At 37.1% G+C, this 26543-nt stretch carries 22 protein-coding genes and 2 pseudogenes; 23 read left to right on the top strand and 1 reads right to left on the bottom strand.

Annotated features, from left to right (window positions below; translation table 11 throughout):
* Nucleotides 1-279 precede the first annotated feature (279 nt).
* The 12 genes and pseudogenes from GKZ87_15060 to GKZ87_15005 all read left to right on the top strand — a co-directional run bounded on the left by GKZ87_15060 (nucleotide 280) and on the right by GKZ87_15005 (nucleotide 8805).
* On the top strand, nucleotides 280-1098 hold the full coding sequence (locus GKZ87_15060) for an AAA family ATPase (GenBank protein QSI26706.1): 819 nt from the start codon (nucleotides 280-282) through the stop codon (nucleotides 1096-1098).
* A 1-nt stretch (nucleotide 1099) separates the two neighbouring features.
* Nucleotides 1100-1285: pseudogene (locus tag GKZ87_15055) on the top strand (hypothetical protein).
* Nucleotides 1286-1535: 250 nt separating this feature from the next.
* A complete protein-coding gene (locus GKZ87_15050; GenBank protein QSI26705.1) occupies nucleotides 1536-2075 on the top strand; it encodes a hypothetical protein in 540 nt (179 codons plus the stop codon).
* Nucleotides 2076-2218: 143 nt separating this feature from the next.
* Nucleotides 2219-2488 carry a hypothetical protein gene (locus GKZ87_15045; protein ID QSI26704.1) on the top strand — a complete coding sequence of 90 codons (270 nt, stop codon included), beginning with the start codon at nucleotides 2219-2221 and terminating at the stop codon, nucleotides 2486-2488.
* 92 nt (nucleotides 2489-2580) lie between these two features.
* Nucleotides 2581-2853, top strand: coding sequence for a helix-turn-helix domain-containing protein (locus GKZ87_15040; protein ID QSI26703.1), 273 nt, complete (start codon nucleotides 2581-2583; stop codon nucleotides 2851-2853).
* Entirely contained in the window at nucleotides 2843-3148 is a 306-nt protein-coding gene (locus GKZ87_15035) for a hypothetical protein (protein QSI26702.1), read from the top strand. The genes GKZ87_15040 and GKZ87_15035 overlap by 11 nt, the downstream gene beginning before the upstream one ends.
* A gap of 191 nt (nucleotides 3149-3339) precedes the next feature.
* Entirely contained in the window at nucleotides 3340-4200 is an 861-nt protein-coding gene (locus GKZ87_15030; GenBank protein QSI26701.1) for a tyrosine-type recombinase/integrase, read from the top strand.
* Between the two features lie 462 nt (nucleotides 4201-4662).
* Nucleotides 4663-5472 carry a regulator gene (locus GKZ87_15025; protein ID QSI26700.1) on the top strand — a complete coding sequence of 270 codons (810 nt, stop codon included), beginning with the start codon at nucleotides 4663-4665 and terminating at the stop codon, nucleotides 5470-5472.
* Between the two features lie 14 nt (nucleotides 5473-5486).
* Entirely contained in the window at nucleotides 5487-5678 is a 192-nt protein-coding gene (locus GKZ87_15020; GenBank protein QSI26699.1) for a hypothetical protein, read from the top strand.
* The gene (locus tag GKZ87_15015) at nucleotides 5675-7399 is read left to right on the top strand and encodes an EAL domain-containing protein (protein ID QSI26698.1); all 1725 of its coding nucleotides are present in this window, start codon (nucleotides 5675-5677) and stop codon (nucleotides 7397-7399) included. The genes GKZ87_15020 and GKZ87_15015 overlap by 4 nt, the downstream gene beginning before the upstream one ends.
* A 22-nt stretch (nucleotides 7400-7421) precedes the next feature.
* On the top strand, nucleotides 7422-8054 hold the full coding sequence (locus tag GKZ87_15010) for a signal peptidase I (protein QSI26697.1): 633 nt from the start codon (nucleotides 7422-7424) through the stop codon (nucleotides 8052-8054).
* 94 nt (nucleotides 8055-8148) lie between these two features.
* Nucleotides 8149-8805 carry a hypothetical protein gene (locus tag GKZ87_15005; protein QSI26696.1) on the top strand — a complete coding sequence of 219 codons (657 nt, stop codon included), beginning with the start codon at nucleotides 8149-8151 and terminating at the stop codon, nucleotides 8803-8805.
* Nucleotides 8806-9754: 949 nt separating this feature from the next.
* On the opposite strand, the gene GKZ87_15000 is transcribed toward GKZ87_15005, so the two are convergent.
* Nucleotides 9755-10069, bottom strand: coding sequence for a hypothetical protein (locus GKZ87_15000; GenBank protein QSI27984.1), 315 nt, complete (start codon nucleotides 10067-10069; stop codon nucleotides 9755-9757).
* Nucleotides 10070-10597: 528 nt separating this feature from the next.
* Here GKZ87_15000 and GKZ87_14995 point away from each other — a divergent pair.
* From GKZ87_14995 to GKZ87_14945, 11 genes and pseudogenes are all read left to right on the top strand, one after another.
* The gene (locus tag GKZ87_14995) at nucleotides 10598-11104 is read left to right on the top strand and encodes a signal peptidase I (protein ID QSI26695.1); all 507 of its coding nucleotides are present in this window, start codon (nucleotides 10598-10600) and stop codon (nucleotides 11102-11104) included.
* On the top strand, nucleotides 11091-11600 hold the full coding sequence (locus tag GKZ87_14990) for a hypothetical protein (protein ID QSI26694.1): 510 nt from the start codon (nucleotides 11091-11093) through the stop codon (nucleotides 11598-11600). The genes GKZ87_14995 and GKZ87_14990 overlap by 14 nt, the downstream gene beginning before the upstream one ends.
* Before the next feature lie 14 nt (nucleotides 11601-11614).
* Entirely contained in the window at nucleotides 11615-12454 is an 840-nt protein-coding gene (locus tag GKZ87_14985) for a hypothetical protein (GenBank protein ID QSI26693.1), read from the top strand.
* Nucleotides 12405-20297 (top strand): leucine-rich repeat protein, encoded by a 7893-nt coding sequence (locus GKZ87_14980; protein QSI26692.1) that lies wholly within the window; start codon nucleotides 12405-12407, stop codon nucleotides 20295-20297. The genes GKZ87_14985 and GKZ87_14980 overlap by 50 nt, the downstream gene beginning before the upstream one ends.
* A 115-nt stretch (nucleotides 20298-20412) precedes the next feature.
* Entirely contained in the window at nucleotides 20413-20847 is a 435-nt protein-coding gene (locus GKZ87_14975) for a recombinase family protein (GenBank protein ID QSI26691.1), read from the top strand.
* Nucleotides 20848-21198: 351 nt separating this feature from the next.
* Nucleotides 21199-21480, top strand: a pseudogene (locus GKZ87_14970) (hypothetical protein).
* A gap of 79 nt (nucleotides 21481-21559) precedes the next feature.
* Nucleotides 21560-22021 (top strand): hypothetical protein, encoded by a 462-nt coding sequence (locus GKZ87_14965; protein QSI26690.1) that lies wholly within the window; start codon nucleotides 21560-21562, stop codon nucleotides 22019-22021.
* A 270-nt stretch (nucleotides 22022-22291) separates the two neighbouring features.
* Complete coding sequence (locus GKZ87_14960) at nucleotides 22292-23152, top strand: tyrosine-type recombinase/integrase (GenBank protein QSI26689.1); 861 nt, start codon at nucleotides 22292-22294, stop codon at nucleotides 23150-23152.
* Between the two features lie 566 nt (nucleotides 23153-23718).
* Nucleotides 23719-25536 (top strand): EAL domain-containing protein, encoded by a 1818-nt coding sequence (locus GKZ87_14955; protein ID QSI26688.1) that lies wholly within the window; start codon nucleotides 23719-23721, stop codon nucleotides 25534-25536.
* Complete coding sequence (locus GKZ87_14950) at nucleotides 25533-26339, top strand: hypothetical protein (protein QSI26687.1); 807 nt, start codon at nucleotides 25533-25535, stop codon at nucleotides 26337-26339. Before GKZ87_14955 ends, GKZ87_14950 begins: the two co-directional genes overlap by 4 nt.
* A 12-nt stretch (nucleotides 26340-26351) precedes the next feature.
* Nucleotides 26352-26528, top strand: coding sequence for a hypothetical protein (locus GKZ87_14945; GenBank protein ID QSI26686.1), 177 nt, complete (start codon nucleotides 26352-26354; stop codon nucleotides 26526-26528).
* Nucleotides 26529-26543 lie beyond the last annotated feature (15 nt).

The following is a 26543-nucleotide window of genomic DNA, read 5'->3' as shown; positions in this document are numbered from 1 at the left end:
TATCGTTAAAAACACCGTTTTTATCACAATATGTCATGTTTTTTTATAGTCTTGGAAAAAAGACAAAAATCTAGTGTACAAAGCTATAACCATACACGTAACCTAGGTGTGGTGTATAGACATAAAGATTGTTTGCAAATTTAAACATGATTGAATCATCTTTTTGGTGAAATGTTAAGGTGTAAAGCCTCTATTTTCTCATGTTCAAATTTGAACATGAAATTTACGATAAGCCGCTGACATTCATCTAAAAGCACGACATAATGATGTTAAGAGGTGATGAAAATGAAAAACGATATTCAAAAAAATGGGTTTTTAGGTGAAGTTATTGCTGTTACAAACCAGAAAGGGGGTACTGGTAAAACCACTCTTACAATCAATCTTGGCGTTGCTTTATGTAAGCTGGGCTATAAGGTTCTATGCGTAGATGGTGATAAACAGATCAATATGACAAGTGGACTTATCAAAAATCCTAAAATTGTTGAAAATAAAGATCTGGGTATGCTGCTCAAAAATATTCTTAATGATAAGAAAATTCAAGTGCAAAAATACATTACACATACAAGATATGTAGATATCATAGCCGGTAATCGTGCATTGTATAACTACATGAAAGAGTTTGATAAAAGGTCTGATAGAAACACAGTCTATCGGAATATACTTGAAGGTATCAAAAAAACATATGACTTTATTCTTATTGATTGTCCACCAACTGCTGGATCTGAAAATGTTCAGGCATATACAGCAGCAATACAAATTCTGATCGTATCAGAGCCATCCCTATATAGTTCTGATGGTGTGATTGATGCTATTGAAATCGCTCAGATAGCAAAGCAAAAGACAAATAAAGACCTGAAAATACTGGGTGTCGTTATCAATAAGATGAACTTTGGCTGGAGTGATCATCGAGATTATGAAGCTGATATCAGACAGTCCTATCAGAAATACGTACATGTATTTGATACTGTGATTCCATGTCGTGCCTGTGTGGCTAAAGCAACATCAAAGGGGAAAAGCGTATTACAGCACAGAAGTAAAGATAAAGCATCTTTAGCATTTCAGGAGCTTGCTCTGGAAGTCATAAAGGAGGTTCTGTAATATGGTAAGGCGTCCGCGTGATCTTGACAGTATTTTTGGAGATGATGGCGCACCAATCATATCAGATACAGAGTTGAATGAAGTGCAGATATCTGAGTTAAAACCATATCCAGGACATGGCTTTAAACTTTATAGTGATATCAAAATGCAGAAAATGGCCGAAAGCATCAATACAGTAGGAATCCTACAGCCTGTCATCACATATGAGCACGATGGAGAGCTATTTCAACAGAGTAGAGGGATGCAAAATAGCGAATAAAAGGACAATATCAGCTATTGTGAAGAGGGGCCTTACAGAGATCCAGCAAGTTGAAATCATCAACTTTACAAACTTCTTTCAGCGAGGAACACGAGATTATAGTCTATCTGAACTAGCAAGAGCATTCAAGATGGAATATGATGTCTTACTGCAGGAAAAGAAGAATTGTAAAGATGACATGGCAGGAAATGTTGTTCGAACATATCTTGCAGATATGTATGAAATGACAGATTCCAAGATGCAAAGATATCTGACTCTCAGCAAGCTTATACCAGAGCTGTTGGACTGCTTGGATTTGGGAATATTAAAGGTATCTGTAGCGCTGATTTTTGCTTCCCTAGATGATGTACAACAGTTAAAAGTTTACAACTGTCTGAAAGAATATTCAGGTAATATCAGTATCAAATCAGCAAAAGAAATAAAAAAGGCTGCTATGAATGAACATGTGGAGAAGATAGAAATTTCTGAACTGGAAAAGGTACAGGATAAACGTGAACAGGATATCAGGAATAGCGGCTCTAAGGAAGAATCTAAAGGATATGATGATATCATCATCACTCAGTCATTAGAGTTCACACAGCAGCTTCTCCCAAATTGGTTTAAGGAACATCATATACAGGTGAAAGAAGATCCTAACACATATATAATGGATCTGTTGGAAAAGGTCTATCATCAATTTCCTGAATTATTATCAGAAGAGCAATTTGTCCATTCATAAGGACATTTGCTTTTTTTTATGTTTCCATGTTCAAATTTGAACATATGCAGTTATTATCATATTTCTTTTCTAAATTTGGATATTGCGTGATTTGAAATAATGATCAGATAATGTAATAATATTAGAAAACAGGGAGGTAGCATATGAGCAGAAGAGAAGAACAGCTTAGAAAATTAAGAGAACAAAAGATCACTGAAACTGTAAGCAGCATATATGTAGCATCGCTTGTTGATGTATTATGTGATATTGTCTTGATGGATGATTCTAAGTTATCAAAAGATGAGATGGAATATATTCTGGGACTTTTAACAGAAAAGGTTGAAAACCTGACAAAAGGATACATTGATCTGGATACATATATAGAATCGATTGAAGAGAAGTCAGGAATCAAATTAAATACAAAAACAAATTAGAAAACTTTCTGGTACTGATATGGAAAGTTTTTATTTTGTACGCTGACAGATAGCGTACAGTACGACATAATGATGATGAGGAGGCGAAGTGAATGGAATCAAATAAATCAACAAGGATAAGACCAATTCCATATGACAAAGAAGATAAGGAACTTTTAAGAGAACTGGGGGAGAGAATAAATCGATTAAGAGTTGAAAAGAAGCTGATGCAGAATGAACTGACTAACATGGCCGGAGTCCATAAGAATTTTATATGCATCATTGAAAATGGAGTACAGAATCCGTCACTTTTGAGTTTGTATCATATCATTAGAGCTTTAGACACTTCTCTGTATGAATTTTTTGGAGGCCTTTATGGAAAATGAAAATCTGTTGTATATGTTTTATGAAGGATGCAAACTGGGAGATCATTCACGATGTCTTGATTCCATAGAGTATAAAAACAATTTGAGAAAGATGGAAGATCTGGTAAGTCAGTTGTTGGATAATGCTGCGGATGAGCAGAAACAGCAAATTGAAGAACTTTCAAATCTGTGCCTAGACATTATCAATTATTCAGCACCGTATGACTTTGAAAATGGTTTTGCACAGCAGTCAATTTTTTTAAAAGTATCCATGAAAGAAACGTTTATGTCAAAACTATGTCTGAGTTGCGTATGAAGACAAGAGAAGGATATGAAAATAAAAAAGAATTATTTAAGAAAATGCTTTAAGGAGCATTTTTTTAAATAATATATTGCAGTATTTATCGAATAAAATTGAATTTCACTATATAAATACCAATTATTGCCAGTGATTCTAATATAACAAAATGATATGATTGGATTAAAACATCAAAGGAGCTGGATTGAATGAAGAAGACGGTATTAAATATGAAAATGATAGGGGAATTCAAAACATATTTATATGGGGAAGAAAGAAGTAAAGCAACGATTGAAAAATATATGAGGGATATCATGCACTTTTATGAGTATCTGCCTGAAAATGATAAAGCTATAACAAAAGAGAAACTGGTTGCGTATAAGAATAGTCTGTCTGAGGAATATAAGGTATCTAGTATCAACAGTATGTTGGTCGCATTAAACGGTCTGCTTGATTATTTAAATCTAAAAAATTTAAAATTAAAATTACATAAGGTACAACGTACTGTATTTTATGAAGAGGAAAGGGAGCTTACAAAAGATGAATATAAGCGTTTGTTGGATACTGCCTTAAAGAAAAAAGATAAACGTCTATATATGTTGCTGCAGACGATATGTGGTACAGGTATCAGAGTATCAGAACATAAATACATAACGGTAGAAGCAGTAAAAGAAGGGAAGGCAGTTGTACGAAATAAAGGGAAGACAAGAACGGTATTTATTCCAAAGAAATTAAAGAGATTGCTTAAAGATTATTGTAAACAGGAAAGCATATTAACAGGTGCTGTCTTTATCACAAAGAGTGGAAGACCAATGGATCGTAGTAATATTTGGAGTGCCATGAAAAAACTATGTCGTGATGCCAGAGTCGATGATAAAAAAGTATTCCCACATAATTTGAGACATCTATTCGCATTGACATTTTATCGTCTACAAAAAGATGTTGTAAGATTGGCGGATATATTGGGACATGCAAGTATCGAGACTACAAGAATATATACTATGATAACAGGTAGAGAATGTCAGAAATCCCTATCAAAAATGGATTTGATAATTCCTTTAACCGTATAATAATACAACATAATGCGTATTATGTTGTAAAATACTTTTATATCGGCTAAAGCCCTTTTAAATCGCCGTTTTTTGTATGTTTCTCTATCAAAAATATAAGTAACAATTTTATTAAAATGAAATTGTAACCGTTTTACATAAAATATCTTACCATTTTGTACCAGTCTCAACAATAGATATTGGTAAACAATAAAATATTTTGGGGAAACCTAATTTTTATCACTTTTTATGTGATATAAATATGATAAAGCTGAAAAAAAGGGCGCAAAAAAGCTATGAAAACGGTATAGTTAAAGAAACATATACTGATTCCTGATGAAGCTTTCTGTCATATAATTATTCAATCGGCATCCATTCGTGATGCCTTTTTTGTGTTTTTCCTATGTATCTTCTATCTGTCTGGATAGGGTCTACAACATAATACGCATTATGTTGTTCAAATCAGAGGGAGATAGAGAGAACATGAAAAAGGAAGAAATCAGTCACTGTATAGAACTGACTAAGGAGATCATGATTCGTCATTATCAAAAGGATGATGACTTTGCAATCAACTATTTACATAGAAGCTGCATCTGGATCGGTTCCTGTGCAGAGGAATTCTATGTTGGTAAACAGACGATAGCCGAAGTCCTCAAAAAGGAATCAAAGGAACTGCCGGATATTGAACTAACCGCCTTTGATTATGTGTGCGTATCCAATGATACGCATGAATGTGTCATTACGGGAAGACACACAGGTCATACAACATGCACATCTGGAGAGATCTACAGTGATATGCAGAGGATCACTTTCGTATGGAAAAAGATGAAAGATGAGCTCCTCATCATGCATATCCATGTATCCAATCCAATGAACAATCTGCAGGAGGGTGAGATCTTCCCGCATAAGATAGGCAAATATACAAAGGGATATTTTGAAATGCTGGTCAATCGTGATATTAAGAAAAATGGATCTATTACCATTAAGGATCAGAAGAACCGATACCATATCATCAATATCCATGACATCCTGTACTGCGAGGCATTCGATATGAACTGTATCATCCACCTTGCAAAGAATGATGTCTTTGGACGCATCACGCTGCTTGACTTTGAACAGAAGCTGAATGAAAAAAACAAAGATATGTTCAAGCGGGTGCATAAGAGCTACTTAGTCAATCGCTATCATACGAAGTCTTTAGCACGCTATGAGCTGATGCTGAAGAACGAAATTAGGATTCCAGTGTCACAGGAGCGATATAACGATGTAAGGGATTGGCTGAATCAGTGCTAATGGGAGGAAAATCAATGAAAAGAAAGATCGTGGCAAGACTGCCGGATATGTTTACACATGAGCAGTATCGGAGTGCCGGTGTTGCACATCTGGTTAATATGGATCAGGAGATTGAATTTTACTATAGGGGAAAACCAATAACGAAGGAACAGGCAAATGAAATGGTGATAGAGCATTATAAAAGAAAGAACGCTCTGTCAAAATGAACACAATGAGGATGGCAGGAGTGATAGGATGTGGCGACAACAATTTATCGGATCAGATCAGCTGGATAGGTACGGGAGTCAATGAGATATGCAGCAGCAAGAAAGAAGCGGTCATGTTTTTTGAGGAGGAATCCAGAATCTATGACGGATATTTTCTGATAGAGAATGCATGGTTTCATGGCATTGAGATCAGCAGTAATCTGGGGATCGTTATGGTAACACTGACTGCTAAGACCCTGCCGGATGCTTCCTGCGTGATGAAGATGCCTCTGCGATTTTCTGTTGTATGGCACAAGGATAATAATTTGTGGAAGGTCATTCATGTGCATAATTCGATAGCGGATACCGACCTGAAGGAACATAACTATTTCAATATTGAGGCAGCGCAGTCGGCCTATTCACAGATGAATGAAAGACTCAGCAATGCTGTCAATACCGATGCCTTAACAGGAATCAGTAATATGAATGGCTTCATTCGTGATACAGAAAAGATATTCAAGAAATATCCTGATGATTCGTATGCCATCATCAAGTTTGGTATCAAGAACTTCCGCTATATCAATCGGGTTCATGGATATGGCATGGGAGACAAGGTACTGCAGAACATTGCGAAGAATCTGAAAAAGACATGCCGGGAGGGAGAAACATGCGCAAGGATAGAGAAGGACATCTTTGCGATGACCTATCGTTTCTTTACAAAGGATGAAATGTCGTATCGAGAGAATAAGGTACGCATGAAGCTCATTGACAAGCGTATCAGCAAGAAGATCAACATGGACATCTGCTTTGTTGCAGGCATCTATCTGCCGCAGGACATCCGACATGAGCATGTCATCGACATGCTGGACAAGGCACTGATCGCCCAGCAGAGCGTTCCCAAGAACATCACAGGAAGCCGGTCAGTCTATTATGATGATGCAATGATGAATAATATGATCCAGAAGAATGAACTTCTGGAATCGGCAATCCCTGCAATGCAGAACGACGAATATAAATTATACATACAGCCTCAGTTTGATATTCAGACACATCGCATCATCTCGGGAGAGGCGCTGTGCCGATGGCAGAAAGAGGATGGAACACTTATCCCGCCCAATGACTTCATACCGGTATTTGAAGAATATGGTATGATCATCAGTTTCGACTTTCATATGCTGGAACTGCTCTGCCGGCAGATGAGAAAGTGGATGGATGAAGGACTGGAACTGAAGCCGATATCCATCAATCAGTCCCGACTGCACATAGAAAATGAAGCATATCTTGAAGATTTCTGTTCAACAGTGGACAGATATGGCATACCACATGAGGACATTGCCTTTGAACTGACAGAATCAGCGTTCGTAGAACAGCAGGACGAAATGCTGAAGCTGGCATCTAATCTGCATAAGCGTGGATTTCAATTAGCTATTGATGACTTTGGAACAGGGTATGCCTCCCTCAACTTCCTAAGTGTCGTATCAGCAGATATTCTGAAGATAGATAAGTGCCTGCTTGACGGGATTGAAAATAATAAACGTTCCCGTTCGATCATAGAAAAGACAATCGAGCTGGCACATGAGATCGACATGACAGTCATCTGCGAAGGCATAGAAACAGAAGAACAATTAGAATACCTTAGCAGGATCGGCTGTGACATCGGACAGGGCTTTCTGATTGGCAGGCCGATGGAATCCAGGCAGTTTGAAAAGCTGTGGATGCAGGATAAAGTATTATCGAATTAAAGAAAATGAAGGAGAGGAAGAAATGAAAAGAGTCAAGCCATCCAGCGTGATAGGGATCATAGCTTGTATCATATTTATACCGATCATCGTTGTCAATCTTGTGATCATCTTTAATGGATTTCAGGATAATGAAAATATGCCGGGCTTCATGGGCTATCGGCCTGCGATCGTCTTATCAGGTTCCATGGAACCAACCTTTGATGCAGGAGATGTCATCGTCATAGAAAAAGCAGAAGATACAGGGAACCTGCAGAAAGGTGATGTGATTACATATCTGGTATCAGGCAAGGCGACAACGCACAGGATCATCAGCGTAACGGATCATGAAGGAAAGACAGCCTATGTGACAAAGGGAGACTACAACAATGTAGAGGATAGACTGGCAGTGTATCCGGAACAGATACAGGGTATCTATAAGGGATTTCGTATCCCCAATCTAGGGAATATCCTGATGTTCATGCAGAGCACGCAGGGAATGCTGATATGTCTGGGAATCCCATTTGCGCTCTATATCCTGTATGACATCTTTAAGCGAAGAAAAGACAGCAGGAAAGAGAATGAGGCACTGCAGGATCAGCTGAAGGAAAAGGAAAGACTGGAAGCAGAGCTAGCAAAACTGAAGGCAGAGAAACAGCAGATAGAAGAAACAGAATAAAAGATATGAAATCGTTGTAATACACATCTGATAGGTTGGCACAGAACATTGGATGATGTTTACATATAAAAGGAAAAAATGGAGGAAAGAAGAAATGAAAAGAAAGAAAAGCATAGCCGGGCGATTAGGCATGGCAGCTTTTGCGCTGACTCTGGTAACGACATGCATTTCCGGAGGAACGCTTGCGAAGTATACATCAGAAGTTGAAGGTACTGGTACCGCTATTGCAGCTAAATGGAGCTTTAAAGCAGGTGTCAATAGTGGAAGTACATCAGATTCAAAAATTGCTGATTTTGATTTATCGACAACAAGAACATCCAATTCAGCAGTAGCAAGTACAAAACTGGGGCCTGGAACAAGTGGTAAGTCTACATTGAATTTTGACCTTACTGGAACAGAGGTTTCGACTAAAGTAACAGCATATGTCAAAATCACTTCTGAAGAAGCTGCTAAACTGCCAACCAATCTTGAAATCAAGGTCAAGGATGGAAATGGGACTAAATGGGTAAAACCATCAGCGTTAAGTGAATATACGGAAGTAGAAAGTGTATCAAAAAAACTATCGGATATTACAACTTCACCTACAGGAAATATTGAAGTGGAGTGGAGATGGACTTTCGATGAATCAGGCAACACCAGCAAAGATACACAGGATACAGATGATGGAAAAGATTCAACTAAAAATTCAACAGGTGGAAAGATAACAGTAAAATTGACTGCAGAACAATTGGAAACAGATCCAACAGCATAAAGTCAAAACAAGATGAGGCACAATCTAAGGAGCAGTGTCCTGTGCCAGCACTGCCCTTTAGCAAAACCCACAGAATACTCTGTGAGCTTTGCTAAGGGAAAAAGAACAGGAGAATGATTATGGATGATAAATTGAAAGATCAAAGTACAACTGAACAGATCAATCAACAGGATGAAGGGAAAAGGCATAAAAAACTGATTCTTTTATTACTGTTGCTTTTACTTTTTTCCAGTGTCGGCGTCAGTCTCATGCTGAATCATCATACAGAGGAGCTTCCTACTGTCGATACCATAACGATCGATCCTGTCGAGAAACGTAATATACACGTATCAGGTCAGGTTATGTATTCTGATGGAAGGGTCTATCAGAACGGTCGTGTGCAGCTGCATTCCGAAGTGAAGGAAACAAAGACAGATGAGAATGGATGGTTTCTGTTCAAGGATGTCGATCCTGCAGAACATACGCTATCTGTACTAGATAAGGATGATAATGTCATAGCAAAAGCACTTATATCTGTGGAACAGAAACAGAAGGGACAGAATTTCAATATAACGAAGAATAAGGATGGGGAATATGTTGTTCATTTATCAACAGCGATCCGCTACCTTGAACTGAAAGTTGAGGTCGATGGAGATAAGCTTCTGCTGATACCGGAAAGCAGCTATGCAGTAACAGATAAAGGAAATGTCTTTACACAGGATGGACAGCTAAAAGTCGATGATGGACAGATTGTACTGCCATCAGGAACCGTTGTTCTGGAAAACAATAATATCGTGCATTATCCATACATGGTAAAGCCGGACAATACGATCATCAGCATTCCTGAAGATGGCGTCAAACTGGAAGATGGAACAGTGATACAGGAGGATGGAACAATCGTATTCCCTAAGGATGATGTAGAAATCAACGATGAAAGAGATGAAGTCACGAATGGTAATGACGGAACTACTCATGAGATACCAAAGGATAAGCCGTCAAATGTGAAGCCGGATGGTGATGTAGAGCCAATCGTGCCTAGTGAACCGGACACGCCAACCGATTCCGATAAACCAGTTGATCCAGACAAGCCAGTCGATCCGGATACTCCGGTTGATCCAGATAAGCCAACAGATCCAGATACGCCAGTAGACCCAGACAAGCCAGTCGATCCAGATACTCCGGTTGACCCTGATAAGCCTACTGATCCTGATAAACCAGTCAATCCAGACAAACCAACAGATCCAGATACTCCGGTTGATCCAGATAAGCCTACGGAACCGGACACGCCAGTAGATCCCGATGATCCACTTTCTCCACCAAAAGGTTATATCGTGAGAGGGAACAATAGGGCAGGCTGGACAAGTCCATGGAATGTGACAACACCATTAACTGCATTGGATCTCTTTGATACAGGAAAGATAAACAGTGAGAATGTGCCTGTCATACAGCCGGGATCAGAAGGAAGCTACATCTTCTGTCTGGAAAACAATCGTTCAACCAATCTCTCAGTAAAGATCTATCTTGAAAAGGTATCAAAGGTTGAATTTCCACTGGAATATAGACTGTCTGAAATTCAGAGCATCGACAGTGTAGTAGATGATGATGTGAAATGGCAGAGTCTAAAGGATGGAGAACTGACGCTTTCTGCAGATGGATCCATTGGTCATAAGAGTACAGATAATCGAAAGCTATACCGTCTGGAATGGAGATGGCCATTCGATAAAACAAATAGTAAAGATACAGAGCTAGGAAAGAATCAGTCAAAGTTTGAAATCAAGCTAGGTGTCCGTGTAGAAGAACTGGTAAAAGAGAAATGAGAAACATAATCACAAAAGCTGGAACATTGGTGCTTGGCATTCTCGTATGTCTGCTGATCATCATACTTGGCATTCAGGCATACAACAAACTCATTGTTCGTGATGAAACTGCCGGCATTCTCGGCTATAACTACAAGACAGTTCTGACAGGTTCCATGGAACCAGCAATACCAGTTGGCAGCATCGTCATTACAAAAGAACAGAGTAGTTATGAAATAGAAGATATTATATCCTTTCAGGAAGAAGGAGCCATCATTACACATAGAATCATCACCATAGACAGGGAACGATACATAACAAAAGGTGACGCCAACAATGTGGCAGATACAGAAGAAGTCCAGCAGAAACAGATATTAGGGAAAGTGATTCTGACGATACCGCTGCTTGGCTATCTGGTCATGTGGCTGATGTCACCAGTCGGAATCATCAGTTTATTTATCATCATAGGAATCTGGTATATAGCGACAGGAAGAAACAGAGGTGCAGGAAATGAAAAGGAATAGGACAACATTAAAGAAAACAGCAATCGGATTAGTATTCATACAGCTGGTTATGGGTGCTGTGACACTTGCACGCTACACTTCTTCCGTACAGGGACAGGGAACTGCAACAACTGCCTTATATCAGAATAATGCCACCTTTACCTTGACCGGTGATGACATTCCTACTCATCCCAATGACAGCAGAACTATCGAATTTATCGTGTCAAATACTAAAGAAAACAAAACAGCAGAAGTCGCACAGATTTATGAATTCATGATTCAAACTGCTGAGAACATTCCATTCAAATTTGAATTATCAAAAGATAATGGATCAACTTGGAAAGAAGCTAAAGCAAATGTAAAAACAGATTATAAAGATAATATTCTTAACTTGAATGAGCAAACAGATACATGGAAATTAAAGATTACATGGCCTGATTCTGCAAGTGAAAGTACCTATACAAATGAAATTGACTATGTACAAATAAAAGTGCTGATGGAACAGAAAACAAGTTAAAGGAGGAGCATTGCATGAAAAGAAAGAAAAAATACAATAGTAAAGCAATACAGAAAAAACTCCTTAGGATACTTGTTGTTTTAGTGCTGATCGTTCTCACATTAGGCAGTCTTACTCTGGCAAAGTATATGAGCCAATTGAATTCAGATAAGATTATAGGCAGACCGGATGGTTTTTATTTTGAAAGTGATTATCTGACTGTCAACAATTCTCCTTATGAGATGCAGAACTGGAACAGAGATAAAGATTACAGCTTCATTGTGGACATTCGAAATTTTCAGGACTCATTGAGAGCATCAGAAATGGATGTGTCCTATAAACTCGTAATATCTGAGCTGGGATCAAATGTGAATGCATCATTGAATGGAGATGATGTAACAAATAATACAACTTTTAAAATGTCAGCGGACCAGACCGTTACGGATCAGCTATTGATTACTGTACCAAAAGGAAAAACACCATCCAACAACAAAATTCAGATAAAAGCTACAGCAGTCCCGGAATCATCAAATGGATATTCCAAGGAAATCAGTGCTGTGTTTACACTTATAGAAAACTCATCGACATTTGAGCTGCAGTTGGAAAATCACAAAGATTATTATGATCTGCTGATAGGTGTTGCGAAGTCAGGTCAGACCATGGCGATAAACTGGCCGAATGGCTTTACACCGGATAGCACTGTTACAGAGTTAAAAAGTGCAAGCACAATATCCGCAAGCTATACAACAAATGGGGATGATACAAGTGTCAGGCTGCGATTCTTTGTGACAGGTACGATTGATAAAACAAAATCATTCTCTGTCAATGATGGTAAAGGTACTGAAAAAACTGTCAAGATCAGTGATGCACAATAAGGAGGAACATATGAAGAAATTAAAATTTAAAAAGGATGTATTACATAAATTAAAAGTATTTATTTCTCTCTTTATTGTAGGAACAATGATGATCCAGTTTTTGAGTAATGACTATGTACTAGCTCATACACAGGACGATGTCATTGCAACCTATGATATTGGTGTGGATAAAGGGAATGTGACAGCTACATTAACATCGGATGGTAAATTAACAATCAGTGGAACAGGTGATATTAAAGATTATACAGAAACAACAATGCCCTTCTCTGATAACATAAAATATATTTCTAGTTTGGTTATCGAGGATGGTATCACATCTATTGGTGACTATACATTCTTTGGATGTAAGAATCTGAACGATAAACTGGAGCTTCCTAAGACAATAACCAGCATAGGAGACTATGCATTCAGTGGATACAGCAAAGAGACAGCGCCAGCATTTACCTATATTACAAATGAGTTTACATCAGCAGATATTACTGTACCGATTCCAGAAACGAAAGAAGATAATGCTGAGGAACCAGTAACAGATAAGAAAGAACAAGAACAGCAAAACAGTGAAAACACATCTTATGAAAATGCTAATGTTCAACAGAATGCAGAAAACGTCGCTTCGGATTCAATTGAACCTGCAGGCGATGATCAGTCTAATGTGAATAATGAGGAAACATCTCAAGTTGAAGATGAAAATAAAACTCCTCAGACTTCCGGTAAAATGGAAATCAAAACAATTACAGAACAAGAAGTAGGAAAAGACATCTTCTTTCCAAATCAAACAGGTGGATATAAAGCGAAAGAAACAAATAAAAGTTTTAGAACAGCTTCGGAGAATGCAGGGTATATTGAAGCAGATCGATTTGTAACAGTGAAGCTTGATAATATCATCACACAACATCTTCCCGTTAAAAATGGCAAACTGATTGTGCCTAATCGACCAAATTATGGAATAGAATCACCAGTACCTGATGATGCCTATACAATACATACATTTAAGGGCTGGAGCATAGATAACCAAACAGTGCAGCCTAAGGAAGAATATGCAATTGCAGATAATTTAGATGAAATTACATTAACATCCCAGTGGAATACAGAGTGGAGCATCAAGCCTCAAATTAAGATAGAGGCAAAAGAAGACGTATCTGTCTATAGTGTGATTGACGGAAATACACAGAAACCATTGGAACAAGCAGAAGGATATATCTTATCGGTACAATGGCAGATCAACAGTAAAGATGAGAAAGATGATGCATCATGGGAAGATATAGAGGATGCAACCTCTCTTACCTATGAACGAAAGGTACAGGCGAAGGATACCTCTAGCTTCTTTAGAGCAAAGATAGCAATCGCAAGACAAACAAAGCTAAGAACGGCTGCCGAAGTAAATGAAATAACAACAGAAGCAGTTAATGGTATCAATTCGCTTACTCCTATTATAGTGACATATAATACAGGAGAAGGCGGAACTGGTACTATTGAAAGTAAAGATCTTAAAGATGGTGAGAACTATAAGCCAGAAGAAAACACTTTTACTCACCCAGATGACAAAGTCTTTACGGGATGGAAAGTAAGCTTAACAAATGTTACCGCAATAAAGAATGATGGTACTGCAATAAATGATGGAGATATTGTACACTCATATGATCCTCTTACTATATCTTTATTCAATGCAGAATCAGGATTAATGACTTTAACTGCACAATGGGATACGCAAACGGTTATTTATGTGGATAGTACCAAATCATCAAGTGGGAATGGATTAGCACCTGAAACAGCGGTAAAAACAATAAATGAAGCCTATGAACTATTGTCAAGTACAGGTACAATAGATACTAATAAAATAGTTTTATGCAGTAACTATAGTTTTAGCGGAACTTATACGATGCCCTCATCGGGCAAAAACGCCACAATTACAGCTATTAATAGCGCAGAATTGATTTTGAATAGTGATATTAGATTAATTATGGCTAGTGATACAAAATTTGAAAATATAACAATTAATTCAAAAATCACAACAGATTATAATTATTCGCAAGCAATCTACGCTAATGGATTTATTTTAATAATGGGAAAAGATATTAAAGTAATAGGAAGCAAATTGAAAGTATTTGGTGGATCAACAGGTGGAACCTTAAATAAAAATACAAATTTGTATTTTTATTCAGGAACATATGCAGAAGTTGGAGGACTAAGCTGGGGTGGAATATTAAATGGAGACTCTAACACCTATATATATGGTGGTGTATTTGCTTCTGTATACACATCTGGGAGTACTTATGCAAATTCAAATCCAAATAATATGAAAATAAATGGAAGTACACATCTTACTATTTTTGATGGTCAAATTACAACGGTGTTTGGTGGTAACAGATCAGGCATAATCTATGGAACTAACCATGATTATGCTGTCAAAATACAAATTTATGGAGGAAAATTTGGGATTATTGGTGGAGGCAATCATGGAGGAGGCCAGCAAGCCCAAACTAAAAAGCAAGTTATTATGCATATTGAAAATGCAACCGCAAAACAAATTCATATGGGAGGATTTGATGCAAACAGAGGTACAGGAGCTGCAAATGTTACAGGTGATGTAACAGCAGATATTATAAACTGTAAAATCACAGATAATGTCTATGGAGGAGGAGATGATTCTTGGCAACCTACTGGAAATATTGATATAGATGGAAATGTAAAAATAAACATCATAAATAGTATTGTCAATGGCAATGTTTATGGTGGCGGTAAATATGGTAAAACAAAAGGAAATGTAGAGATAAATGTTATTGATTCTAAAATTGGAAAGTTTTTCGGTGGTGGACAAGGTGATGCAAGTAATAATGTAACTTCCAATATCGAGGGTAATGTAATTTTAAATATTGATGAAAAATCAATTATAAATGAGGTGTACGGCGGAGGCGATACGATTTCAACAATAACAGGAAGTGTAGAGATTGTTAGTAATGGAACAACAAAAGATATATATGGTGGTGGATATGGTGGAAAAACAAACGTCAATGGTACTATATCTATTAAATCGAATGAAAATGCTGTTGTGAATGGAAGCATCTATGGTGGCGGAGAGCAAGGTGTAACATATGATACAAATATAGAAATAACAGGAAGTAAAATAAATGGCAGTATATATGGTGCAGGAAATAATGCAGGAAGTCAAACTACTAATGTTAAAATATCAGATACAGCATCAATTATTGGTAATATATATGGCGGAAGCAATGCTTCAGGAACAACGACAACATCCAATGTGAATATTGAGGGAACAGTTGCAAATAATGTATATGCAGGAGGCAAAGGTAGTGGTACTACTGTAACTACTGCAAACCTGAATATCAATATAGGCGCTGATATTAAAGGGAATGCTTTTGGTGGAGCCGAAGAAGGTGCTGTAGGTGCTTCTAACATTAAATTAAATGGTGGTAAAGCAAATAATGTTTTTGGCGGTTCCGATAAGGCAAGTATCTCAGGTGCTGTTAATATTGAATCCAGTGCAGGTTCATTCGTAAAGAATATTTATGGAGGATGTAATTCTTCTGGAGCTATTAATAGCTTATCTATGAACCTTGCAGGTAAGGCAGATAATGTATTCATGGGTGGTAATGCAACTCCTACTGAAAGTAAAGATATAACTGGAGAAGCAAAGATTGATGTTATCACAAGTGAAGCAAACAGCATTGGTAATATCTATGGTGGTTCTAATTCAACTGGATCTGTTACATCTCCAATTATCAATATCAGTGGCTATGTAACTAATGTCTATGGTGGTGGTAAAGGTTCTTCCACAACGACGAATACTCCTAGCGTTACAATCAAATCAGGAGGTCATGTCACAGGCAGTGTCTATGGTGGTGGAGAAGAAGGGATCACACATGGAACAACTGTGACTTTAGATGATGGTAGTATCGTTAATGATGCTTTTGCCGGTGGAAATAAAGTGGGTGTTGATGGTACTGTTGCAATCAATGCATCTACTGGCTCTAAGGCTAATAATATTTATGGTGGTTCTAATAATTCTGGAACTATGGATAAACCTACTGTCACTATCAAAGGCGAAGCAGAAAATGTATACGGTGGAGGTTATGGTGTCGATACAACAACAAATGATCCTATTGTAAATGTAGAAGCAGGAAGTAACATAACAGGTAGTGTATTTGGTGGTGGTAATCTAGGACAGGTAGAAAATCCTACAGTTAACCTTAATGGTGGTACTGTGAACAATGCTTTTGCTGGAGGAAATGCAGTAGGTGTAACCGGTACTGTAGCCCTTAATGTAAAAGATGGAGTAACCGCAACAAATGTTTATGGTGGATCAAATTCATCAGGCAATGTAGATAATCCTTCACTTTCAGTTAAGGGAGGAACCATTACAAATATCTACGGTGGAGGTTATGGTGGTGCATCTAATGATGGCAATAATGGAACCATCACATCTAATCCTAATATTACTATAGAAAACGGAACAATCGACAATGTTTATGGCGGTGGCGAACGAGGTGTTACAACAAAGACGAATACAATATCAGTAACTGGAGGAACACTGACGAATACCTATGGTGGCGGAAACAAAGCACAAGCGGAGAATACAGTTATCAATTTGAATAATACAACGGGTTCAATCAAAAATGTGTATGGTGGTTGTAATAATACTGGGACTGTACAGAGCTCAAAGATATATATTGATGGTACGATTACCAGTGTGTTTGGTGGTGGTAAAGGTGAACAAACATTAGTCAAAGAATCCTATGCTAAGACAGAAGCGTCAGCGAAAGTCACAGATATTTATGGTGGCAGTGAAAATGGTACGGTTACCAATGCAACGCTTGTGGTTCATGGGCCAGTGGATGGTAGCATCTATGGCGGTGGTCTTGGTGCGTCTTCAGTCATTAAAGGTAATACATGGGTATATGTATCTAATAGTGTCAAAGGCAATGTCTATGGCGGAGGTAATCAGGGGAAAGTTGTTGGTAATACACACGTGGATTTAGCATCTGGTACCATTGGTATAAGTACCAATGATGATACGACAGGTAATGTTTTTGGCGGTTCGAATCAAGCCAAGGTGGAAGGCAATACGCTTCTTCATATTGGAAGCTATGTCGTCAAGGCTCCTGAAGGCGCTGTACTTCCAGAAGGTGATGAGAAAAATCTTATTGTTTATGGCACTGTGTTTGGTGGCGGGAATACCACTTCAACTGGAAAGGATTTCGATGCCTCTGATCCCTATGTAATGGGGACTGCAACTGTAGAAATTGGCGGTACAGGCTATAAAAAAGTTGATATTCAAAAGAGTATCTTTGGTGATGGAAATAAATGTGTTACCAATGGAGATAAAACCATTGAGATCAAAGATTATAAAGCGTTGGCGAGCAATGCGAATAAATCTATTCAACGTGCATCGACCTTGAAAATCATCAATAGTGATATTGAATTGGTTGGAGAAAAGGATACCGCTAACTTAGTGACGACGATTGATTATTCATTAAATCGTATTGATAATCTGATTTTACAGAAGGGTAGTCTATTGAAATTACAATCTCCAGTCAACCTTGTTATGGGATTTGAAAGCCAGAACGAAGATGGCTCATTACAAACGATTGAACAGGCTAATAACGATACAACAGGAAATAGACTCTATGTACAGCAGGGACAGCATATCGAATTGAGAATCAATGAAGATGTTAGCCGTCCGGGATATGGAGATGTGAAAGGTTTTGCGCAATTAGGAAGATACTATATAGATGGTAAATCTCTTGATAAAGATGCACAGGGTGTTTATGTCATGGGTAGTTACTATAGCAATGAAGCTAATAATACAGATAGTGGTTTCATTGTCGCAGAAGCAGAAAACTTTGTTGATCAAACTGAACTTAAGAAAGGGGATGTCATTGCACCTACTACAAATTCCACATCTTGGAGAAATTGGCTGTTAGGGTCATCTATTAAAAATGTAGAAAAGAATATGATTATTTCTGATGAGCCGGCAGACGGAAAAACAGCACAGATTACAGAAACATGGGCAGCCGATGGATCCATCTATCGAATTGATCAGAATAGTGTTGAATTGAGTGGAAGTAAATATACGATTGTCAATCCTGATCAAATTACATCATCAAGTGATGAGGATACGATAGGACTTAGTATTGAAACAGGACAAACTGGTTGGTTGGAACAGGTCAAAGCTGGGTATATAGATAGTAAAAGTAAATCAGTTATTCCTTATAAGACAGATACAACTTTATCTGTAAATAACAGTCTGGATATGCGTTCTCTTGTTAATACAACGCAGAACCCTGTTATTAACATAAAACTATATAATGCTGACAATATAACTTCAACTGATTCTGAACCTCTTGTTGTTACATTTAAGATTGATCGTATCATCCAGCAGACAGATGGATCTGAAGTCAAGATGGGTTCCATCATAGTAAAATTGAACATTACCAAGAAAGAAACACAGACTTATTCTAATGTTCTTGTTTCACAAGGAAAGACCTATGATCGAGGAGAACAGTCTTATAACTATGATACTGCAACTGATAAGATTGCGACTACCGTATCGGGTAAAAGTTCTATTACGGCACAGTTTGCAGAGAAATCAGATACTGCAAAATCTGTTTCAAAATATGAACTTGTTTTAACAAATGGATCGAGTGGAGGATATTCAACACTTCCTAAAGGAACAAAGGTATTGATGATAGATAAAAGTGGAAGCACTCCAGTGTATTATAACTATACCGAAGAAGCAGGAAATACATCTGTAGAATTAACAAAATTTAAAAAGAATGGTACAGATGAGTATTATAAGATTCCTACATCAGCCATTACAAAGTCAAATTTCATTTTTGTATTTGATTTTGCAGATGTTAGTAATAATGATAATGACTTTTTAGTAACATTTAAATCCACTTATTCGAATGGATCACCATCGGAAAAGAAATTAAGATTTGCTGTAAAAGGCGATCCAAGGACATATGATCTGAATAGTCAACAGGATAACAGTTCTGCAACTGGAACCGCGATTCCTTCATATCGAATGAATGGTTCCTTCGGAATCAATCTGAATACAACTGCAACAGCAACAGAGGGTGCAGGGACAGATACAACCGGAACTGATATGCAGATGGCAGCGAAAGTACAACTGAAGCTGACAAATACGAGCACTGGAACCGTGTTGCCAATTCCAAAAGGCTGGCTGATACAAAGCAATGGTACTCGTTATTCAACAAGTGGAGATAGCGCAACAATCATTCTAGCAAACTGCCTGACCGCAACAAGCTCTGATATTTATGTCATCATGAGTAATATGGGTGATGTGTCTGCCGGTGATTATAAGTTGGAAATTTCACTTGTTACTGGTGCAATGGCAAATTATCCATCTGCTACATTAAGCAGTGAAAACATCATTTATAAGTTTAAACTAACTGATGATCGTTATTCAATCAAATCAACTATTCAGGATGAGAGCAAACAGGTTATTACAAAGGATAGCACAGATAAAAAGCTTACCTATGATGTGATTCGTGTAAAAGATAGTTCATCCTCTACCTCCGATATAAAAACGAAACTAACGCTATGGAAAAAAGAAGTCGATACATATCAAGAGGTAAATTTTGCAGATTATATAGCTAATGTTAAAGATATGACAACAAACAAAACTATTACAAATCAGGAAATACCTTGGTCAATCTATAAAACGATCTCAGTACAACTGAAAGATGATATATCTGCTGGTACCTATCAGTTAAGATACGATATTATACAAACTACGACAGGTAGTGGTGAACAAATCTTAGCAACAGAAATCAGCCCGTTTATCATTACAAATGAATAAAGAATGATAGAAAATCTTAAATGATACTCTAATGATTTATGTTTTATGAATTTGATACCGGAATTTTGGCAAATCCTTATCACATGATAAGACGAATGATCAAAGGAGAGCTGAAGTGAGTGAAAAAGTAGAGATAGATTCCTTTATATGCTTGGGGAATGATTTAACAGAAGTCAGAAATAGTTTGAAACTTTTAGCTGAAGGGAGGATGATGATAGCCTGTAATGGCTTAAAAGCGGATGCTTCATTATTACTTTGTTTCTATGATTATCTCTTAGAACTGAATCGACAAAAGTTAAAAGCAAGTCAGAAAAAAGGAATTGAAAAAGCCTTACAGAGAAAATCTGAGGGAAATGGAAATTATGGCAGACCGAAAACTGTCTTGCCAAATGATTTTGAAATACGTATCAAAGCCTGTCTGAGCAAAAAACAGAAACTATCTGATTATTGTGATGAAACACAGATGAAAAGATCGACTTTTTATAAATATGCAAATCGGATAAAAGAGGCAATGTATACGGAAGATTTAACTAGATTCAATCAAAATTAAATTAAGGTAGGGAAAAAGCATCACTTTAATATCATGGTCTATTGATCCTTAATTACAGAAGGGCTCGCGGGTACAATCAAACGAGCCCTATTTTATATTCTGACCATGGTCTTGATAATTGATCTATATCATGAATGTATCTCTATCCTATGTAAGCAAAAAATTTACCAAGGAAGAAAAAATATGGTTTGCTTATGTAGTAAAGAAGTGCTACGAAACAGCTCTTTTTTTGCTGTGAGAAGTATAAATATCGATTTAGAAAGACCTTTTGGATACTGAATTCAAGAGGTTTTTTTGCGTCAACGATTCATAAGGTCAGATTTAACTAGCAGCAGGAGGAGGGTGGACATCATGAGATATGGTTATCTGTATACTAGAAAACATATGACAATGAGATTCATTCTGGAAAGTTATCAATCCGATTCAGAATTGAAAGAATGCTATCTTAGATTGATGGAAATACAAGATAGCGAGATCAATACATCATTTCTGAAAAGAGATCTTATCAGAATCAACGACAATTTGGAATTTGTAGAAAACAGAATCGAGAAACTGCCTGATAGAGAGCGTGAGCTATTATATGATGTCTACATGAAAAAAGAGTGTGCGACGATAGAAGATTTACGTAACAAATATAAGTCAACACAGCAGGACTGCTATAAGAAGATTCGAAAAGCAATCATTAAATTTTCGGAACTGGATGAGCTCATGTATGAATGAACTGGAAGATATCATTGATAAAATAGTTAAATCTTTTGAGAACGAACTTCGTGAGTACCGATATTGGAGTACATATCTAATACAGCTGGAGGAAAGGCTGAACCTTTTGAATACAAGAATGTATGATATATCAGCAGTCAGATTTGATAAGCCTCCGGGAAAGAAAGGGAGATCCAATAGAGAACATATGCTGATGCGTTTCATTAGGGAGAAGAATGAGATCGAACGTGAAATCTATATCATAAAAGACAAGGTAGATCATGTTGATGAATTGCTCGAAATGTTAAATGAAAAGGATCGAACATTCATAGAAGCTGCACTGATCGATCGTATGCCTCGTGAAACGAATGATATGATAGCGGTCAGACTGGGAATCTCGGAAGCAGGACTCAGATATAAAGTTAAAGCAATCCTGAAAAGCTGTATCAGGAAGAAAATCCAAAAGGAGGATTGATGAACGAAAACAGCAGGAAGTCTACACAGGGAAAAGAATGGAGAATTAGATCTCCATGTTCAAATTTGAACATATCAATTTATTATTGTTAAAGTAAAAATAATAGTTTTTTAATTTAGAATTATTATTTGTTAGTATCTTTTTTTAATTATATTCCATTGAATTCATCAAATAAAATAGAACTTCACTATATAAATACCAATTATTGCCAGTGATTCTGATATAACAAAATGATATGATTGGATTAAAACATCAAAGGAGCTGGATAGAATGAAAAAGACGGTATTAAATATGGAAATGATAGGGGAATTCAAAACATATTTATATGGGGAAGAAAGAAGTAAAGCAACGATTGAAAAATATATGAGAGATGTCATGCATTTCTATAAGTATTTGCCAGATAATGATAAAACAGTTACAAAAGAGAAACTGGTTGCGTATAAGAATAGTCTGTCTGAGGAATATAAGGTATCTAGTATCAACAGTATGTTGGTCGCATTAAATGGCCTGCTTGATTATTTGAAACTGGGAAATCTGAAATTAAAATTACATAAGATACAGCGTTCTGTTTTTTATGAAGAGGAAAGGGAACTTACAAAAGATGAATATAAGCGTCTGCTGGATACGGCATTAAAGAGAGATGATAAACGTTTGTATATGTTACTGCAGACGATATGTGGTACAGGTATCAGAGTATCAGAACATAAATACATAACGGTAGAAGCAGTAAAAGAAGGGAAGGCAGTTGTACGAAATAAGGGGAAGACAAGAACGGTATTTATACCAAAGAAACTAAAAAAACTGCTTAAAGATTATTGTAAACAGGAAAATATATCTGCAGGGGCAGTCTTTATCACAAAGAATGGAAGACCGATGGATAGAAGTAATATCTGGCAGGCAATGAAGAAATTATGTCAAGATGCTAGAGTCGATGATAAAAAAGTATTTCCGCATAACTTGAGACATCTATTTGCATTGACATTCTATCGTCTACAGAAAGATGTTGTAAGACTTGCAGATCTGCTTGGTCATGCCAGTATCGAAACGACTAGAATCTATACGATGATAACGGGAAAAGAATGTCAGAAGTCACTTTCAAAAATGGATCTGGTGATACCACTGACCATATAAAATAAGCACAACATAATGTGCATTATGTTGTGCGATACGTTTCTTTCCTATAATTTCATTACTAATTTTGTCAATCTTATCCCATAGCGATTGCAAAAATAACACGATAAAATGGACTTAATCAGCACATTTAAACAGGACGTTGTATAATTTAACACTAGCACGAGTAATCACATATAAATCATACAAAACATCCATTCTATAAACATATTATCATGTTTTAAAATCTTTACAACCGTTTATTGTGAACGGGTATATATGTTTGTGAATAGTTTATTTTTGCCAAATAAAGATTACCAAATGACTTGCATGCTTAAAATAGATCATCCTGTAATGATCTTAAAACAGCCGAAAATGCCTATAAACAGGCACATATAATAAAATCAAATATAGAAAGCCACAATGTGTTGACTTTTTTTTATGCCATGAATCGTGATTTGAAAGGTAGAAATTTCCATTAAAAAACTTTCCATTGATAAGCCTTTGATCATTCTATCTGACGGATACCACATAATGCACATTATGTGGTAAACAAGGGGAGTAAGGAAGAGAAAATCTAAAAGGAGATGCTTGAGATATTATGCAAGCGGATAGTTGAGGAAATCGGAATGATTACGGTAGAAGATCAGATTGAGTGTTTGAGTCGTGAAGTAACTGTACTTTATTTTAAGGAGCGGGATTATAATCAGCTTTCTTTTTATCTTTGTGAAGATATCACATGGATAGGGACTGGTAAAAATGAAGTATGTCTGAATATGAAAGATGCATATCAGTTCTTTCAAAAGGAAATGGATATTTATAAAGGACACTTCGTTGTGCATGATGAATGGTATGAAGTGCATCAGTTGTCAGGAACCATTTGCATCACGATGGCAATCATAAAGATACATGTAGAAGATAAGAAAATGATCCTTCCTGAAGATGGTATGCTGCGATTCAGCGTGGTTTGGAAACATCTGTCAGATGGATGGAAGATCAACCATGTCCATAATTCGATTCCTGCAAAAGTACAGGGAGAAGAAGTTTACTTCAACTATAGTGTAGCAAAATCACAATATACAAGAATGATGGAAGATATCCAAAAAGCTACTTTTATCGATCCGCTGACACAGATCAATAATCTACAGGGATTTGAGTATGCTGCAAATGAAATTTTACAAAAGGAATCCGATAAGCAATACGTACTGATCAAGTTTGGCATTCGGGATTTTCGTTTTGTCAATCGGAAATTCAACTATCAGACAGGGGATCGGGTCCTAAAAAGTATTGCAGAAAACTTACAGAAGACGCTGCATGAGAATGAGACATGCGGTCGTATGGAAAAGGATATCTTTGCCATGCTGTATCAATTTGAAGATAAAAAACAGTTAGAAAAAAGATTGAAACATGTCCGTAAGCAGCTGATCGATCAAGATATGATAAAAACACTTGGCATGGAAATCAATTTGAATGCAGGTCTATATTTGATCAAAGACAATCGTAAGGAATATATAAAAGATATGACAGACAGAGCGCTGATGGCGATGCAGAGTATCAGTAAGACGTTGTCCGGCAGCCACTATGTCTATTATGAAGATGGCATGATGAGCCGTCAGTATTATAAAAGCAAGATCCTGGAGGATGCACCTGTTGCAATGCTACAGGATGAATTTCAGCTCTATATACAGCCACAATTTGATATACACACATTAGACATCGTGTCTGGTGAAGCGTTGACCAGATGGAAACTGCAGGATGGAACACTTCGTATGCCGGATGATTTTGTTCCGGTATTTGAAGAATATGGCATGATCCTGAGTTTTGATTTCTACATGCTGGAAAAAGTATGTCAGCGTATTCGTATGTGGATCGATAAACATATGGAGATCGCACCGATTTCTATCAATCAGTCAAGACTGCATATCGGTGAAAAGAGTTATCTGAAAGACTTCTGTTCTGTCGTGGATAAATATGCTATACCGCATCACTATATCGCATTCGAACTGACGGAATCTGCATTCGTGGAAAGCAGTGAACAAATGATGCAGTTAGCGAATGAATTACATAAAAAGGGGTTTCAGTTAGCGATCGATGATTTTGGAACCGGCTATGCTTCTTTGAACCTATTGAGTGTAGTATCTGCTGATATCCTGAAAATCGATCGTTCTTTACTGATCGACTGTCATACGAATCCAAGATCTAAGATCGTCATGGAAAAAATCATAGAGCTGGCACATCAGATGGATATGACCGTAGTCTGTGAAGGTATCGAAACCAGAGAACAGTTAGAATTTGTAAGATCTGCAGGATGTGATATAGGGCAGGGATTTTTAGTGGGAAAACCAGTTCAAGCAGATGAATTTACAGAAATATGGGAGAAGGATAAGGAAGTGATAACGATATGAAAAAAGAAAAAATCACGGAGTGTATACGATTAACTGATGAGATGCTGACAATGCATTATCGCGGAGATCATCATCTTGTTGTGAAACATCTTCATGATGATTGTTTATGGATCGGTTCCAATGCAATCGAATATTATCAGGGAAAGGCAATGATCCTGCAACAGCTGGAAAAAGAAAAATCAGATCTTCCACAGATCACTCTTTCATCTAAGGATTTTCAATGTATATCACATGATCGAAACAGCTGTGTTATTGCCGGGAGATATATCGGAATCACGGACGAAGTAAGCGGAGAGATCTATCGGGATATGCAGCGTGTCACCTTTACTTGGAAAGAGGAGAAGGGGCTTCTGTATCTCACACATATGCATGTATCGAATCCTTTGGCCAACGTCGAACATGATGAGATATTTCCTCATGGAGTAGGTAAATTTACAAGAAAATATGTCGATATGTTGATCAAGAAAGAAGTGGAACGTTCCGGGTATCTAACGGTGAAGGATCGAGATAATGTGATTCATAACATACAGACGAGTAATATCCTGTATCTGGAGGCATTCAATGTCAATACCCTGATTCATATGATAGATGGCGATGTCTTTGCCAGATTGAGTATAACAGAGCTTGAACGGCAGATAAAAGATCTGAATGAAGATATGTTTGTAAGAGTACATAAGAGCTTCTGTGTTAATCGCTTTTATGTCACAAGTATAAAAAATTTTGAGGTTTGTCTGGCAGAACAATATATCGTGCCGGTATCTAAGGGTAAATATACAGAGGTCAAAGAACATTTGCATATGTAATCGGAGGGAAATATGAAAAAGATTGAAGATAATGGTGAGTTCACACATTTGGATTATCGAAAAGCAAAAGTAGTTCATTTGGTGAACCGTGAGCAGGGCATCCTGTTCTATCATCGGGGGAAGTCAATAACAAAAGAAGAAGCGGATGCAATAACGCAAAAGTATATGGACGATAAGAAAAACAAATAAAGAGTGAGAAAATGA

The organism is Erysipelotrichaceae bacterium 66202529 (assembly GCA_017161075.1).
Lineage (GTDB): Bacteria > Bacillota_I > Bacilli_A > Erysipelotrichales > Erysipelotrichaceae > Clostridium_AQ.
This window is presented reverse-complemented; position numbering and strand designations above follow the sequence as displayed.